General features: G+C 29.8%; 13 protein-coding genes. All 13 read left to right on the top strand.

Annotated features, from left to right (window positions below):
* The first annotated feature begins 138 nt into the window (after positions 1 to 138).
* Entirely contained in the window at positions 139 to 1164 is a 1026-nt protein-coding gene (locus KHQ81_12225; protein ID QVK17608.1) for a serine hydrolase, read from the top strand.
* Between the two features lie 82 nt (positions 1165 to 1246).
* Positions 1247 to 2185, top strand: a complete 939-nt coding sequence (locus tag KHQ81_12220) for a YafY family transcriptional regulator (protein QVK17607.1) — start codon at positions 1247 to 1249, stop codon at positions 2183 to 2185.
* Positions 2186 to 2299: 114 nt separating this feature from the next.
* Complete coding sequence (locus KHQ81_12215) at positions 2300 to 3343, top strand: hypothetical protein (GenBank protein QVK17606.1); 1044 nt, start codon at positions 2300 to 2302, stop codon at positions 3341 to 3343.
* Between the two features lie 75 nt (positions 3344 to 3418).
* On the top strand, positions 3419 to 4369 hold the full coding sequence (locus tag KHQ81_12210) for a hypothetical protein (protein QVK17605.1): 951 nt from the start codon (positions 3419 to 3421) through the stop codon (positions 4367 to 4369).
* Between the two features lie 385 nt (positions 4370 to 4754).
* On the top strand, positions 4755 to 4916 hold the full coding sequence (locus tag KHQ81_12205; GenBank protein QVK17604.1) for a hypothetical protein: 162 nt from the start codon (positions 4755 to 4757) through the stop codon (positions 4914 to 4916).
* Between the two features lie 667 nt (positions 4917 to 5583).
* Positions 5584 to 6066 carry a VOC family protein gene (locus KHQ81_12200; GenBank protein ID QVK17603.1) on the top strand — a complete coding sequence of 161 codons (483 nt, stop codon included), beginning with the start codon at positions 5584 to 5586 and terminating at the stop codon, positions 6064 to 6066.
* A gap of 526 nt (positions 6067 to 6592) precedes the next feature.
* On the top strand, positions 6593 to 7390 hold the full coding sequence (gene ltrA, locus KHQ81_12195) for a group II intron reverse transcriptase/maturase (protein ID QVK17602.1): 798 nt from the start codon (positions 6593 to 6595) through the stop codon (positions 7388 to 7390).
* Positions 7391 to 7499: 109 nt separating this feature from the next.
* The gene (locus KHQ81_12190; GenBank protein ID QVK19630.1) at positions 7500 to 7775 is read left to right on the top strand and encodes a metal-sensitive transcriptional regulator; all 276 of its coding nucleotides are present in this window, start codon (positions 7500 to 7502) and stop codon (positions 7773 to 7775) included.
* Between the two features lie 15 nt (positions 7776 to 7790).
* Positions 7791 to 8858: an EamA family transporter gene (locus KHQ81_12185; GenBank protein ID QVK17601.1), complete on the top strand. Its 1068-nt coding sequence runs from the start codon at positions 7791 to 7793 to the stop codon at positions 8856 to 8858.
* A 238-nt stretch (positions 8859 to 9096) separates the two neighbouring features.
* Complete coding sequence (locus tag KHQ81_12180) at positions 9097 to 9855, top strand: ABC transporter ATP-binding protein (GenBank protein QVK17600.1); 759 nt, start codon at positions 9097 to 9099, stop codon at positions 9853 to 9855.
* Between the two features lies 1 nt (position 9856).
* Positions 9857 to 12208 carry an FtsX-like permease family protein gene (locus KHQ81_12175; GenBank protein QVK17599.1) on the top strand — a complete coding sequence of 784 codons (2352 nt, stop codon included), beginning with the start codon at positions 9857 to 9859 and terminating at the stop codon, positions 12206 to 12208.
* Positions 12209 to 12223: 15 nt separating this feature from the next.
* Positions 12224 to 12916 carry a response regulator transcription factor gene (locus KHQ81_12170; protein QVK17598.1) on the top strand — a complete coding sequence of 231 codons (693 nt, stop codon included), beginning with the start codon at positions 12224 to 12226 and terminating at the stop codon, positions 12914 to 12916.
* Positions 12906 to 14294 carry a HAMP domain-containing histidine kinase gene (locus tag KHQ81_12165; protein QVK17597.1) on the top strand — a complete coding sequence of 463 codons (1389 nt, stop codon included), beginning with the start codon at positions 12906 to 12908 and terminating at the stop codon, positions 14292 to 14294. Before KHQ81_12170 ends, KHQ81_12165 begins: the two co-directional genes overlap by 11 nt.
* Positions 14295 to 14325 lie beyond the last annotated feature (31 nt).

Here is a 14325-nt window from a genome sequence, read left to right as displayed (position 1 = left end):
ATATTACATTGTTTATTCAACACATGTTGAGTACTGCTTAATGTTTAAATGATTTTGTATAATTAACCCAGAATACTTGTGTTGGGATTATAGTAAGTTATTTTTGATGTATATATTAAAAGAAGGTGAAAAAATACAATGGAGAATTTAAGAATAGAAAATAAAATTAAGTCGTCTATAGAAGAGAATAATTTCTCAGGGGTTATTTCAATTAGGAAACAAGGGAAGATAATATATGAAAATGCTGCAGGATATGCAGATAGAAGTAATAAACTTAAAAATAATATGGAAACAAAGTTTGGAATTGCATCAGGTACTAAATTCTTTACAGCGTTAGCTATAGGGAAATTAATTGAAGAAGAAAGGTTATCATTTACCACAAAGGTTTTTGATATTATTAAGTATCCTTTTCCCTACTATTCAAAAGAAATTACGATTAAACAATTATTAACCCATACATCTGGGATTCCAGATTATTTTGATGAAGAGAAGATAGATGATTTTGATAATTTTAAAGTAGCTATCCCATGGTATGAATTAAAAGAACCAAAAGAGTATTTTCCGATTTTTCCACAGGAAGAGATGAAGTTTACACCAGAAGAAAGGTTTTCATATTGTAATAGTGGATTTATACTATTAGCAGCTATTATAGAAGAAGTATCTGGAATGAAATATAAAGACTATGTAGAAAAAATGATATTTAAACCAATTGGTATGAATCATTCAGGTTTCTATGCCTTAAATAAACTACCTGAAAATACTTCTTTAGGATACGTTGAAGAAGAAAATGGTTGGCGTACTAATGTATATAACTTGCCTATAGTTGGAGGCGGAGATGGTGGTGCATTCACAACAGTGAGTGATTTATACTTATTGTGGGATGCTTTCTTAAATTATAAAATATTATCAAAAGATTTGGTTGAATCATATATTAAACCTTATATCAAAGCTGAATCTGAAGGAGAAAATTTATACTATGGATATGGGATTTGGATATATAATGAGAAGTCAGTAGAAGAGTATATTGTTGGTTGTGATGCTGGAGTATCTTTTAAGTCAGCAATTATTAGAGAAAAAGATATCGTTTATACGGTTATATCAAACACAGGTAATGGTGCTTGGCCAATTATAAGAGGAATAGAGAAATTGTTGAATAGAGATTAGTTAGACAATAGTCATTTAGGTATATGAAACACTAATTAATGAATATATAAGTCAAGTCGATAAATTGAGGTGAAGGTAAGTCATGAAGAAAATTGAACGCTTATCTGGTATTATCTATGCACTAAAAGAAAATAAGAAGATGACGGCTAAGGAACTAGCAGCTACCTTTGAAGTGAGTGAAAGGACTATTTATAGAGATATAGATGCTTTATCTCAATTAAAGGTACCAATTGTTGCTTTTGAAGGATTTGAAGGGGGCTATAAAATTGATGAGAATTACTTCTTACCTAGTTTACCTCTTGAACAAAATGAGATTCTTTACTTACTAATCTGTTTAAGATCGGGAGAAGTATTAAGAGTACCCAATATGCAAGGTTCCTTTGAATCTTTAAAATACAAACTTCTTAATATATTAGATGATGATATTAAGAGAAAATTTAGTACAACACTATCACGGATTATTTTAGAAATGAATAGAATTATTCCTGATAGTTATTGTGACAACCTTTTTCATAAAATAATTGAAAGTTTTATTGATTATAAGGATTTAATAATTACCTATTATACACCAAAGAATGATGAGTATATAAAGAGAAGGGTTACTCCCTATATATTAGCCTATGATAGTGGTGGGTGGTATTTAAATGGGTATTGTCATATTCGGGAAACAAAACGGTGTTTTAGATTGGATAGAATTAAAGAAATAGAGGTATCTAATGAGGATTATGACCAATATATTGTAGATGAATATATGATTAATTTAAAAAGTGATAAAAAAGATTTTAAAATAAAAATAGTAATGGATAAGAAACTATATGAAACGGTTAAGAACGATGATTATTTTTTTAGAGCCCAAACGAAGAATATGAAAGATAAAATTGAATTAGACATTTATACAAATAATATAGATTTTTTTGTTTCATTCGCTATCAAGAACTGCGATAAAGCAACCATCATTGAGCCAGTAGAATGTATCGATAAAATAAAACAATTATGTAGTAATATATTAGAAAAATATTAAAAACTCTGACAAGTTTATGTCAGAGTTCTTTTTATATAATAAAAAAGTGATAATTATTGAATGGATTATAAGACTAGGAAGATTTGTCTGTAATATAGGTAAGGAGAAATAATTATGAAAAAGATGGGTTTCAATGAATTAAAAGAAACATATTCTATACCTTATGAGAATGGAGATATTAAGGAAGCTTTACGTATACTTCATCAAGGAGAAGCATTACTTGAAAAAAAGGAGTTGGAGAAAAATGAATATATTCTTATATTAGATAAAGCTAAATTTAATAGTTTATTAAATTTATACGATGATTGCCTAAATTATTTAACTTATTTAGTTAAACGAGGTTATGTATGTCCATTACATTGGAGAATATTCGCTAATCCATTTTTCAAAAACAAGAGTTATATAAAATTAATAGAGAAAAATGATTTTAATAGAAGGCGAGAGCAAGAAAATACAAGTTTTAAATGGGAAATTCTATTACCTGAAAACTATACTGAAGAAAAAAAGTATCCATTATTTATTAATTTACATGGGGATGGAGATTGTATAGAGGATCATAAAGAGTTTTGGAAAGCTGACAAGTTATTAAATAAAAATTTCATTGTTGTTTACCTTCAATCAAGACAATTAACCAGACATAATGGTTATGCATGGTTAAAAAGAGTTTTTTATAGCACTAATCAGAAAGATTGGCCAGATTCAGAAAAAATATATCCATTATCAAAAAGCAGTTATTTAGTTAAAACTTGTTATGAATCGGCTAATAATGATCTAGAAGTTTGTTATAGAGAATTAATTAAAAGGTATTCTATTGATCAAAAGAAGATAATCATCGGTGGTTTCTCGGGAGGAGCAACTGCATCTATAGAATTTACTCTAGCCAATAGAATACCAATAAAAGGTTTTATATCATTATGCGCTCAGAAACCCACAATATTGACTGATGATACTGTAAAATCTGCTGCTCAAAGAGGTGTGAAAGCAGTATTTTTAGAGGGTGAAGAAGATACACCTGTTATTGAAGTTGAAGAAATGATAGAAACTTTTAAACGCTATAATTTAAAATATAGGTATCATATCAATCAGGAAATAGGACACTGGTATCCTGATGACCTTGAAAATCAGGTAGAAAAAGCAGTTGATTATATTCTTGCATAGAATAGGTTACTTGTGGATAAGTATTTTTGACGATAAAGACTAACTTAGATTAAAAAATAATAAGGAGGTATAGCGATGGAAAATATTAGCTATAGTCAATTAGAAAAAGATTTTGTGGAACTTTTAGAACAGGAAAATTATAGAGAAGCAGTCAATTTACTAGGAAGAGCATCAGAGCTTCTTTCTTGTAAGGAATATGAAGAACACTATTTTGATATTCACTTTAATAAAGCTCGTTTTTCTACCAACTGTAAGATGTATGATGAATGTATTGAGATATTAATAAATCTTGTTGAACAAGGGTATGCTTGTCCATTAGATTGGAAACGTTTTGAACCTTTAAAGGAAGATATTAGATTTGCAAAACTTAAAAAAATGAATGATTTAATATTTCATAACACAGAAAAAAAATCAAAACCAGAATATGTTGTCCATCTTCCAGAAGGTTATACTGAAAATAAACAGTATCCATTATTTTTAAATCTCCATGGAGATGGAGAAAGCATTAAAGAGCATAGTATGTATTGGAAACCTGATAATTTTCTAAAAAAAGACTTCATTGTTGTGTATATTCAATCATCACAGATGATCTATCATAATGGTTATGGATGGTGTAAAGATCCTATTAAATCTAGAAGTGAAATTATAAATTTCTTTAAAATAATATCACAGCAATATTCGATTGATAAAGAATGTGTTATTATCGGAGGTTTTTCAGGTGGAGCCATAGCTGCGATAGATATAACCATGGCAAATGAGATACCGGTAAGAGGCTTTATTTCTTTATGCCCTGATGAAAAACCACATTCGTTTACGAAAGAGAATGTTATGAATGCTTGTAAAAGAGGGATTAAAGGTGTATTTATGGAAGGTGAACAGAGCATAGTTCCTGTCGAAGAAGAAATGGTTAGTGTTTTCAATGAGGTTGGTTTTCCTTATGAATATTACATAAATAAAGGGATAGGACATTGGTATCCTGAAGATTTAAGTGATAAAGTAGAGCAAGCATTAGAATTTATATTATAGGCAACCTCAAAGTGTTAATGGTGTATTTTGTTTTAACTAATTTATTCACTATATATGTGCAATAGGATTAAAGCAATCAATTATCACGTATAAAAATTATAATGAAATCGAACACATAAAGATACTTCTAATTCATTTTTTAGAGTAAAAGATTATATATATCCTTTATTATGTTTTCCGATGATAACCTGCATAGATAATATTTTTATTAATTAATATTTATGTAAATGATAATACAATATTTGGACATCAACTTGTTGATACTGGAACAAAACACTTTCAAAAAGGAGTAACATATACTGAGGATTTTGGTGAACTTGAATCAGTAGATATAGCGTTATCAACATTTTGGATCGACAATAGTAATAATGAAGTTTTCAAAAATATGCCAAATGTTACTTCTGAAATAGTATATAGCCTTAATTATGATAATCCTAATGGAGTTAAGTTAAATCACATCGTAATCAAAAAAGAAGCAAGAGAAATATTTAAGTTCACATACCAAGTAACTGTAGTAAGTGACACAGAAGAAACAATTATAACTTAATATTTTACAGCATATAATCAAAATACAATAGGTTGCAAAGATAGAGAAAAAATTGTTCCATATATCTTTTTCTTTAATCAAAAAATTAATTCTCTTGATGTATTAACAGAAGAAAATTATATCAGTGAGGTAGAGCTTACCAAGAGTTCTAGTAGCAATCTTACAGGTGCAAACGATACATTTGTTTTTGAATTCGACAAAACTAAAGTACCTGAAGATTTCGAGTCATTTGAGCTAGGAGTTAAAGATGATGAAGAACATTACCATTGATAATTCAAAATAAAGTAGAACAACTAACAGAACAAATTAGAAACAATGGAAAAATAACGTTATATTGTGATTATTAATGTGCTATAATTACTATAATAACTGTTTGTGTTCGATAATAAAAAACCCATATTTTTACAACCAGCATTGTATTTATCATTATTTGCATTAATTACTTTTGCAATTAAAATAACTTATACAATAGTGTTCTTAATAGATTCCAGAAAAAAGAAGACGATGTAGAAGAAATAAAAGAACATATTCAATTACTTATTAATAATGGAAAGAGTGAGTAATATTGCTTTTAGAATGTAATGACTTTGCTCCAAATATACGAGGTATTTTATGAACACTAAATTTATTTAATATTATGTTAAATATATTTAAAAGGGGGATACAAATGGAGATATCAAAACAACCAATCTTTAAAAATATAGACTGTGTGCAATTTTATATTCCTAATTTACAGGAAGGATTAGAATATTATTGCAATAACCTTGGGTTGAGAATTATATGGAAATCCGATTCAGCAATAGGACTTGGAATGAGCGAAGGAGTAACGGAAATTGTTATTCAAAATGAGCGAAAGGCACAAGAGATTGACATTAAAGTAAAATCAGTAATAGATACAATTCCAGAAATAAAAAGAGCAGGTGGAGAAATTATATATGGACCTTTTGATATAAAAATAGGAAAATGTGCTGTTATAAAAGACCCTTGGGGTAATCAATATGTAATATTAGATGCTACAAAAGGTACTTTTATTACTGATGATGAAGGGAATATTATAGGACAAAATAGTACCTCAATCAAAAATATTGATTATTCAACAAGAAAATCCAGTGATAATAACCAAGAGAGTGATGTTAATCTGAAAGAGTGATAGTTTAAATACTATTGCTCTTTTTAGTGTGCCGGGCATGTCTATTAACTTGGTGGTGAAAGTTCACTACATGGGAAGATGACTAAAGTGTTAGCCAAGTGCAAGGGTGTCCATCGCGAGGTGGAATCTGAAGGAAGCAGGAGGCAAAGTTTCGACTCGAGGAACACGAATCAAATCAGGTGGGTATTGTGGATGAGTTTGCTAGACAAAACAAAGTGCGTAGTCATCAAAGCAATAATACACGTAAATGTGGCGAGTATATGAAATGAAAGTGAATAGACTTACCCTGGGAGATCTCGTGAATACTAATCAGTAGTCGAAAAAGGTTTGTCACGAGAAGTCAGCAGAGCCATAGTAGGGTCCAAACCGAAGGGCGAAACAGTATGTTTAATTGTAAATGTAAATTATAAGACTATATGAACAGTAGAAAATCAGGATTACCTGCCTAACTTCGATGGTATCGTAAGGAACCTAGGAGCCTTTAGGACAAACAGTATGGTCTTAACAATGAAAGGAGCAATTACTAATGGAAAATCTTCTAGAATTAATCTTAAGTAACTGCAATTTAAATGAAGCCATCGCTAGAGTAGTGAAGAATAAAGGTGCTGCTGGAATTGATGGGATGAATGTTGAACAAGGAGGATTACATTTTATGAAACATGGTGATGAAATTAAAAGAGCCATAAGAAATAGAAAGTATAAACCTAACCCCGTTAGGAGAGTAGAAATACCAAAACCTGATGGTGGGGTAAGACTACTAGGAATACCAACGGTTATAGATAGAATCATTCAACAAGCCATTAATCAAGTGCTATCACCAATATTTGAGAAACAATTTAGTGACTCTAGTTTTGGATTTAGACCAAATCGAGGTTGTCATATGGCAATTGAGAGAAGTTTAATGTATTTAAATGATGGTTACAAAGTTATAGTTGATACGGATTTAGAGAAATTCTTTGATAAGGTTAACCATGATAAACTCATGCAAATATTATCTTTAACAATTAAAGATAGTGATTTAATGAGTTTGATAAGGAAATATCTAGTTAGTGGTATCATGATAAATGGAGTCGTAATAGATAGTGAGGAAGGAACACCACAAGGAGGACCATTAAGTCCATTATTATCAAATATCATGCTTAATGAACTAGATAAAGAGTTAACTAAAAGAGGATTAAGATTTGTACGATATGCCGATGACTGTAATATATATGTAAAAAGTATACGTGCAGGACAAAGAGTAATGGAGAGTATAACTAACTTTATACAGTTACCTATAAAGTCACTAATGTACAGATCACAACTTCAAAATCTAAACAGGTAGGTGTGTATATGAATTGTTAAATACTAGTAATAATTTCTATTGACAAACAAGAAAATAAAACGTATTATATTTATATGCCCCATCCCCCCATGAGGGTTATTTGGAAGGAATGAATATAATGAGTCATTGTCAAGATGTAAAAGCTATATCCAATCGATTATCAAGAATTGAAGGTCATGTAAGAGGAATTAAAAAGATGGTTGAGGATCAAAGACCATGTGAAGAAATTTTAGTGCAGATAGCCTCAATTGAATCAGCGATGCATAAAGTTGGATTAATTATACTTGAGGATCATATTTCAGGTTGTGTTATCGAAGATATTAAAGAAGGTAAGGAAGAGGAAACATTAAAAAAATTAAAATCAGCATTAGGAAAATTTTTATAATTGACGGAGGATAATATGAAAAGATTAGACATACAAAGTAAGACCAACAAAGCAATCTTTATGGCAATTCTTGCTGCTGCTCTTTATGGTATCAGTTCACCAGTATCTAAATTATTACTTTTAAAGATTCCACCAACTTTAATGGCTGCTTTATTATATTTAGGTGCAGGATTTGGGATGTTTATGGTTAACTTAATAAAAGTATGGGGTAAAAATGAGCGTTTAGAAGCTAAGATGACAAAAAGGGAACTTCCTTATATTGTAGGAATGATATTGCTTGATATAGCAGCACCCATTTTTATGATGATGGGACTTAGCCTAACAACATCAGGAAATGTATCTTTATTGAATAATTTTGAAATTGTTGCCACATCATTAATTGCTTTATTCATTTTTAAAGAGGTAATTGGAAAGAGAATGTGGATTGCGATATTATTAATCACCATAGCAAGTGTCATATTATCAGTTGAGGACTTTAGTAGGTTTTCACTTTCTATTGGGTCAATTTTTGTAATTGTAGCAACGATTTGTTGGGGATTTGAAAATAATTGTACGCGTATGTTGTCTTTAAAAGACCCACTACAAATTGTAGTAGTAAAAGGATTTGGTTCTGGAATTGGGTCACTTTTAATTTCTTTGGCAATAAAGGAATATACTCAAGACTTCATCTATATTTTAATGGCTCTTTTATTGGGATTTGTAGCTTTTGGACTTAGTATCTATTTTTACATTATTGCGCAAAGAGATTTAGGAGCTGCAAGGACAAGTGTATTCTATGCAACCGCACCATTTATAGGTGTTGTAGCTTCATGGATTTTTCTAAAGGAATCAATAACCATATCATTTTTTGTTGCGTTAGTAATCATGCTTATTGGTTCTTATTATGCAGTATCAGAAAAGCATAACCATATGCATACGCATGAGGAGATTATACATGACCATAAGCATAATCACGAAGATATGCATCATAATCATACGCATGAACAAGAAATCATAGGCGAACATAGTCATGTTCATACTCACGAAACGATCAAGCATAAACATCCACATACACCAGATTTACATCATAGACATAGTCACTAATTACTGAATATACCCTATAGAGTAGACTAAAAAAAGTCTAGCTATAGGGTGTTTTTATAAAAAACTGTCTATTTAAAGATGTATATTACTAATCTTTAATAAATAGTTAATAAATAGTTAAGGACTTTTTTACCTAATATGTAATATCATAGGTATGTAAGTTAAAAGTAAAAAATAAATTACCACTAGATTCTAAGGATTAAGAGTCTTAGTAGGTTAATGAAAGGGAGAAAGTATAATGAAATCTATAGTATTAGAAGGTAAAAGTCTTTGCAAGACATTTACAAATGGGAAAGTATCAACTAACGTTATTAGGAATTTGGATGTTGAAATCTATAAAGGTGATTTCACAGTGATTATGGGAACATCAGGAGCGGGTAAATCAACCTTGCTATACTTACTAAGCGGGATTGATGATCTTACTTCTGGAGAAATTAATTTAAATGAAAAACGTGTGGATCATTTAAAAGAGAGTAAAATGATGGATATTCGAAGAAAACAGATTGGTTTTGTTTTTCAAGAACCAAATCTATTAGATGATTTTACAGTTTATGAAAATGTCATCATCACAGGCTATTTAGGATCAAAAAATCGTAAGAAAGTTCATTCTAAAACAGATGAATTATTGAAAAATGTTGATATGACGGAACATAGAACTAAATATCCTTCTCAATTATCAGGTGGTCAGAAGCAACGTGTATCGATTGCAAGAAGTTTAATTAATAACCCAGACATCGTCTTTGCGGATGAACCAACCGGGGCTTTAAATGCTAAACAAAGTAAGCATGCGTTAGATTTATTATCAAATATTAATGACGCTGGTCAAACAATCTTAATGGTTACCCATGATATTAAAGCTGCATGTAGAGGGAACAGAATTTTATACATTAAAGATGGAAAAATTGATGGTGAATTAAACCTAGATCAATTCATTGTGGATAGTTTAGAGGAACGAGAGAAACAAATTTTTGACTTTATAATGAGTAAGGGGTGGTAGTGTGATAATTGGATTAAAGTCAGCAGTTGCTATATTAAGAAGAAAGAAGTTTCAAAGTATTCTTGTTGGATTAACAATTATGTTAACCGCATTACTAATATATATTGGTTTATCCTTAATGAATCTAACAAATCCATTTGATAAAATGTATACTCGTGCAAATGGATCAGAAAATTTATTGTTTCTTAATACAAAGATACATGATACTGAGGATATCAAAAGTTGGTTAGGAGACCATGAGTCTATAGAAGGTGTAAGTGAATATATTGCTCATAAAAGTAATATTGAATTTCTAAAAAATGATGAAAAAACAAGTATTACTATATTTTTAACAGAGTTTGAGGAATTTATTGAACAAGATAAAGTATATATTACAGAAAATAAAAAAGCCACCTCACCAAAAGATGGAGAAATCTATATCTCTTATTATTTTGCTCATAATAATCAATTGGAAATTGGTGATGTAGTAAAGGTTCGTGCGGATGAACATACTTTCGAATTGGTTGTTTCAGAGCTTATTGTTGATCCCCAATTTAGTAATGGATTTATGTCACCTTCAAGATGTTTTGTTGCTTCAGATTTTTTTCAAAAAAAGGGTATTAGTTCAGATATATCCTTATTAGGTATAAAGTATAAAACTTATACCCCTGAAAAAGAAACAGCACTCAAAAAAGAGTTTGATAACTATATGTTTAATTCGATACAGCCAACTTTTATAAAGTATGCAGAGATTGATGCTAGTTACAATACAATTGGTAAAATTATTGCAGCTGCATTGTTACTTACGTCTATTTTTATGTTTATTATTGTTGTGTTTATAATACGTGCTACCGTTAGAAATGAAATTTTACAACAATATAAAACAATAGGTGTAAGAAAAGTGATTGGTTATAGTAGTAAGCAAATTAGACAAATGTTTTTGTATATGTATATCATTATTGGTGTAATTGCATCATCTATTGGGGTGTTTCTCGGATTACCAGTTAGACGTTTCTTAGTTCAGATATTAACAAACGATTTGCAAGTAGGAGATAATACTACCTTAGATTGGTATTTTGTTATCACTATTATAATAATATTGGGATTATTAATTATTTTTGTGTCTATCGCTGCAAATAAATCGAATAAAATTAGACCAATACAGGCGATAAAATATGGCATGCCTGAGAATAAATTAAAAGGAACAAAGTTTAGAGTTGATCATTTTAAGAATGTACCATTATGTTTTATTATAGCTATAAAACAAATTCTGATGAATAAAAGAAAGACATTAGCAAGCATAGTTTCTATTATGATTATCACTTTCGTTAGTTTAACGATTAGTAATATCTCCGGGTCTATGTCAAATGCCAGACATTTATCAAAATCCCTAATTGGGATAACTGCAGGAGATGTATCAGTGACTTATTCATCTGATATGTCTTCAAAAGAAGTAATCAACAAGCTAGAAAGTATTGAAAATGTAGAGAGAGTATTATTTTCTACAATAAATCTTTCAGAAAGTACTCTTTCTAAAGATGGTACAGAAAATATTCCTTTATTAGTCACAACTATATATGGTGATGCTTTTGAGAACTTAATTATCTTATCAGAAGGGCGTCAACCTCTTAACAATAATGAAATTGTCGTTAGTGCACTAGTAGCACAGAAAGCAGGCAAAACAATAGGAGATTATATTGTAATCAAAAAAGAAGAGGGGGACAAAAAGTACTTAATATCTGGTATATATAATTCCATATATCATTCAAGTTTATCGTATGTGATGGTTGAAAAGCATATTCCAGAAGAACAAAAACATGTAAATGGTATTTATTGGGTATACATGGAGACAGAAAATGTTATAATGGAAGATATAGAAGAAAGTATTACTGATGTATTAGGTGATACAGCAATTGTAGATGAATTTGGAAGTGATGCTCAAGAAATAATTAACACAGTCAAATCATTTCCAACGGTAACGAATATGATACTGGGAATATTCATAATTGTATGTGGAATAATTATCTTCAACTGGACGATAATTGACATTACTCATTCAGTAAAAACATACGGAATACTAAAGGCGACTGGATTTAGTAATAGTGAGTTAAGAGTTTTACTTATTTCTAAATCTGTCATATTAACTTTAATTGGTATAATTTCTGGTTATGTCTTATGTGCTCTAACAGTTGATAAGGTAATGGTAGGAATGTTATCATTAACACCATTTAGTACAATCAAATTACCTGTTGTATTTTCACATAATCAAGGGTTATTAATTGCATTGTTATATTGTTTAATCGCATTAATAGCTACTCTTATACCGACAAAACGAATTGCTAGTATTTCACCAAAGAATTTAATTGCTGAATAAATTGAGGTGATTTATATGAACGAGAAACGTGTACTTGTTGTAGATGATGAGAAGGAAATTGCTAATATACTTTGTGATTTTATGGAGAATGAAGGGATAAAAGCAATGACTGCTTATAATGGAAGAGAAGCTTATGAGAAATTTAAAAGTTTCTCTCCTTCTCTTGTTATTTTAGATATCATGCTCCCAGATGATGATGGGATGGAGATTTGCAGACGTATACGTAATGAATCAGATATTCCTATTATTATGCTTAGTGCTAAGGATACAGACATTGATAAAATACTCTCTCTTGGATTAGGGGCAGATGATTATTTAACCAAACCCTTTAGTCCAGCTGTTGCTGTTGCCCATGTTAAAGCTCAGTTAAGAAGGTATATGTCAAAAAATAACAACGCTTCAGATGAGAGATTATTTATTAAAGATATGATGATTGATATCAAAAAGCATTTAGTAAGAATAAATGATAAAAAGATAGAACTAGTTAGTAAAGAATTTGAAATCTTATGTCTTTTAGCCACTAATCCAGGAAAAGTCTTTTCTAAAGAAGAAATATACGATCAAGTATGGGGAATTGATGAGTTTGGAGAGATAGGAACCGTTACCGTTCATATAAGAAAACTAAGAACAAAAATTGAAGTAGATCCATCTAATCCAGAATATATTAAGACAATATGGGGAGTGGGGTATAAGTTTGATGAGGCATAGACTTTATAAAATAAGTTATGTAATTACAATTTTATGCTCAATTGGTATTGTCATCACCTTACTTATTGGTTGGAAGAATAGCCTTATTAAAGAAGATCAAAACCCTATTAATGAGATTAGACTTAAAGTAAACCCAGAATATCTTTTAATTCTTGATAATTGGCCGCTTTCAAATGATGTACAAAAACAATTAGATGAGGAACTTAAGAAGGAAAATATAGCTTGTACAGTTACTGATTTAAATGGATATGTATTATATAAATATAATAGTCAATTTGAACTAGGTATTCAAATTGATCTAGTAGAGCACATGTATTATGATTATAGTTATAAAGTGAGGAATGAGGGAAAACATTTAATTTCTTATCCAATATATAACCAAGAATCTGTTGAAGGGTATGTCCTATTTGAGGTGGCTATAAATAACAGAAATGATGGAATGAAGATGCCATCTGAATGGATTATTAGTATCAGTTTATTTAGTATACTATTCGTTATATCTATCATTGCGACCATTATAAACCATAAGAAACAGACAACTAATGAATTTGAGGAACTTATTGAGGGATTAAATCATGTATCCAAAGGTATTTTCAAACCATTAAAATTACCTAAAGAGTCTAGAGAACAATCAATATATATTAGTTATAATCGTATGGTAGAAGAATTATCTTATTTAATGAAGAAGAAACAATCATATGAAGGACAAAGAAAGAGTTTCTTAACTACTATTAGTCATGAACTTAAAACACCTATAGCTACAATAAATGCCTATATTGAAGGTTTAGTTAGCGGGGTTGCAAAAGATGAAGCTACAAGACTTAATTATCAAATAATTATCCAAGATAAAATGAAAAACTTGATGAATCAAGTAGAGGATTTATTTAAATATGCTCAAGAAGATATGAATCAGTTTAAGTATAATTTTGAAGAAATATATGCTGATGAAGTTTTTGATAAAATACTAAAACAAATTATAGATAAAGAGAACAAAAGAAAAATAATTATAAAGAATAATATACCAAAGTGTATGATTAATGTCGATGTGATTCGAATTGAACAAGTAATTTTAAATTTCTACAACAACGCGATTAAGCATACTCCAGAGAATGGAACTTTAATATTAGAAACATACAGACAAGACCATGAATTGTTAATATCTGTTGAAGATAATGGTGAGGGTATTGATGCTAGAGATTTACCTTATATATTTGATTATTATTATCAAGGTCAAGCATCAAAAAAATCTGACTATGAAGGTGTTGGATTAGGACTGGCTATATGTAAAGAAATTATAAATAGACATGGTGGAAGAATATTTGTTAAAAGTTCACTAGGTAAGGGAACTAAAATCAGTTTTACGCTACCTGTTGTGTAATTTTGATTCTAATATGGAATTGATAAAATAG

The sequence above is a fragment of the Mycoplasmatota bacterium genome (assembly GCA_018394295.1).
GTDB lineage: Bacteria > Bacillota_I > Bacilli_A > Haloplasmatales > Haloplasmataceae > JAENYC01.
This window is presented reverse-complemented; position numbering and strand designations above follow the sequence as displayed.

What these genes read in the sequence shown, in the direction of transcription:
- KHQ81_12225 (QVK17608.1), top strand. Translation starts at nt 139, where the DNA reads ATGGAGAATTTAAGAATAGAAAATAAAATTAAGTCGTCTATAGAAGAG.
- KHQ81_12220 (QVK17607.1), top strand. Translation starts at nt 1,247, where the DNA reads ATGAAGAAAATTGAACGCTTATCTGGTATTATCTATGCACTAAAAGAA.
- KHQ81_12215 (QVK17606.1), top strand. Translation starts at nt 2,300, where the DNA reads ATGAAAAAGATGGGTTTCAATGAATTAAAAGAAACATATTCTATACCT.
- KHQ81_12210 (QVK17605.1), top strand. Translation starts at nt 3,419, where the DNA reads ATGGAAAATATTAGCTATAGTCAATTAGAAAAAGATTTTGTGGAACTT.
- KHQ81_12205 (QVK17604.1), top strand. Translation starts at nt 4,755, where the DNA reads ATGCCAAATGTTACTTCTGAAATAGTATATAGCCTTAATTATGATAAT.
- KHQ81_12200 (QVK17603.1), top strand. Translation starts at nt 5,584, where the DNA reads ATGGAGATATCAAAACAACCAATCTTTAAAAATATAGACTGTGTGCAA.
- ltrA (QVK17602.1), top strand. Translation starts at nt 6,593, where the DNA reads ATGGAAAATCTTCTAGAATTAATCTTAAGTAACTGCAATTTAAATGAA.
- KHQ81_12190 (QVK19630.1), top strand. Translation starts at nt 7,500, where the DNA reads ATGAATATAATGAGTCATTGTCAAGATGTAAAAGCTATATCCAATCGA.
- KHQ81_12185 (QVK17601.1), top strand. Translation starts at nt 7,791, where the DNA reads ATGAAAAGATTAGACATACAAAGTAAGACCAACAAAGCAATCTTTATG.
- KHQ81_12180 (QVK17600.1), top strand. Translation starts at nt 9,097, where the DNA reads ATGAAATCTATAGTATTAGAAGGTAAAAGTCTTTGCAAGACATTTACA.
- KHQ81_12170 (QVK17598.1), top strand. Translation starts at nt 12,224, where the DNA reads ATGAACGAGAAACGTGTACTTGTTGTAGATGATGAGAAGGAAATTGCT.
- KHQ81_12165 (QVK17597.1), top strand. Translation starts at nt 12,906, where the DNA reads ATGAGGCATAGACTTTATAAAATAAGTTATGTAATTACAATTTTATGC.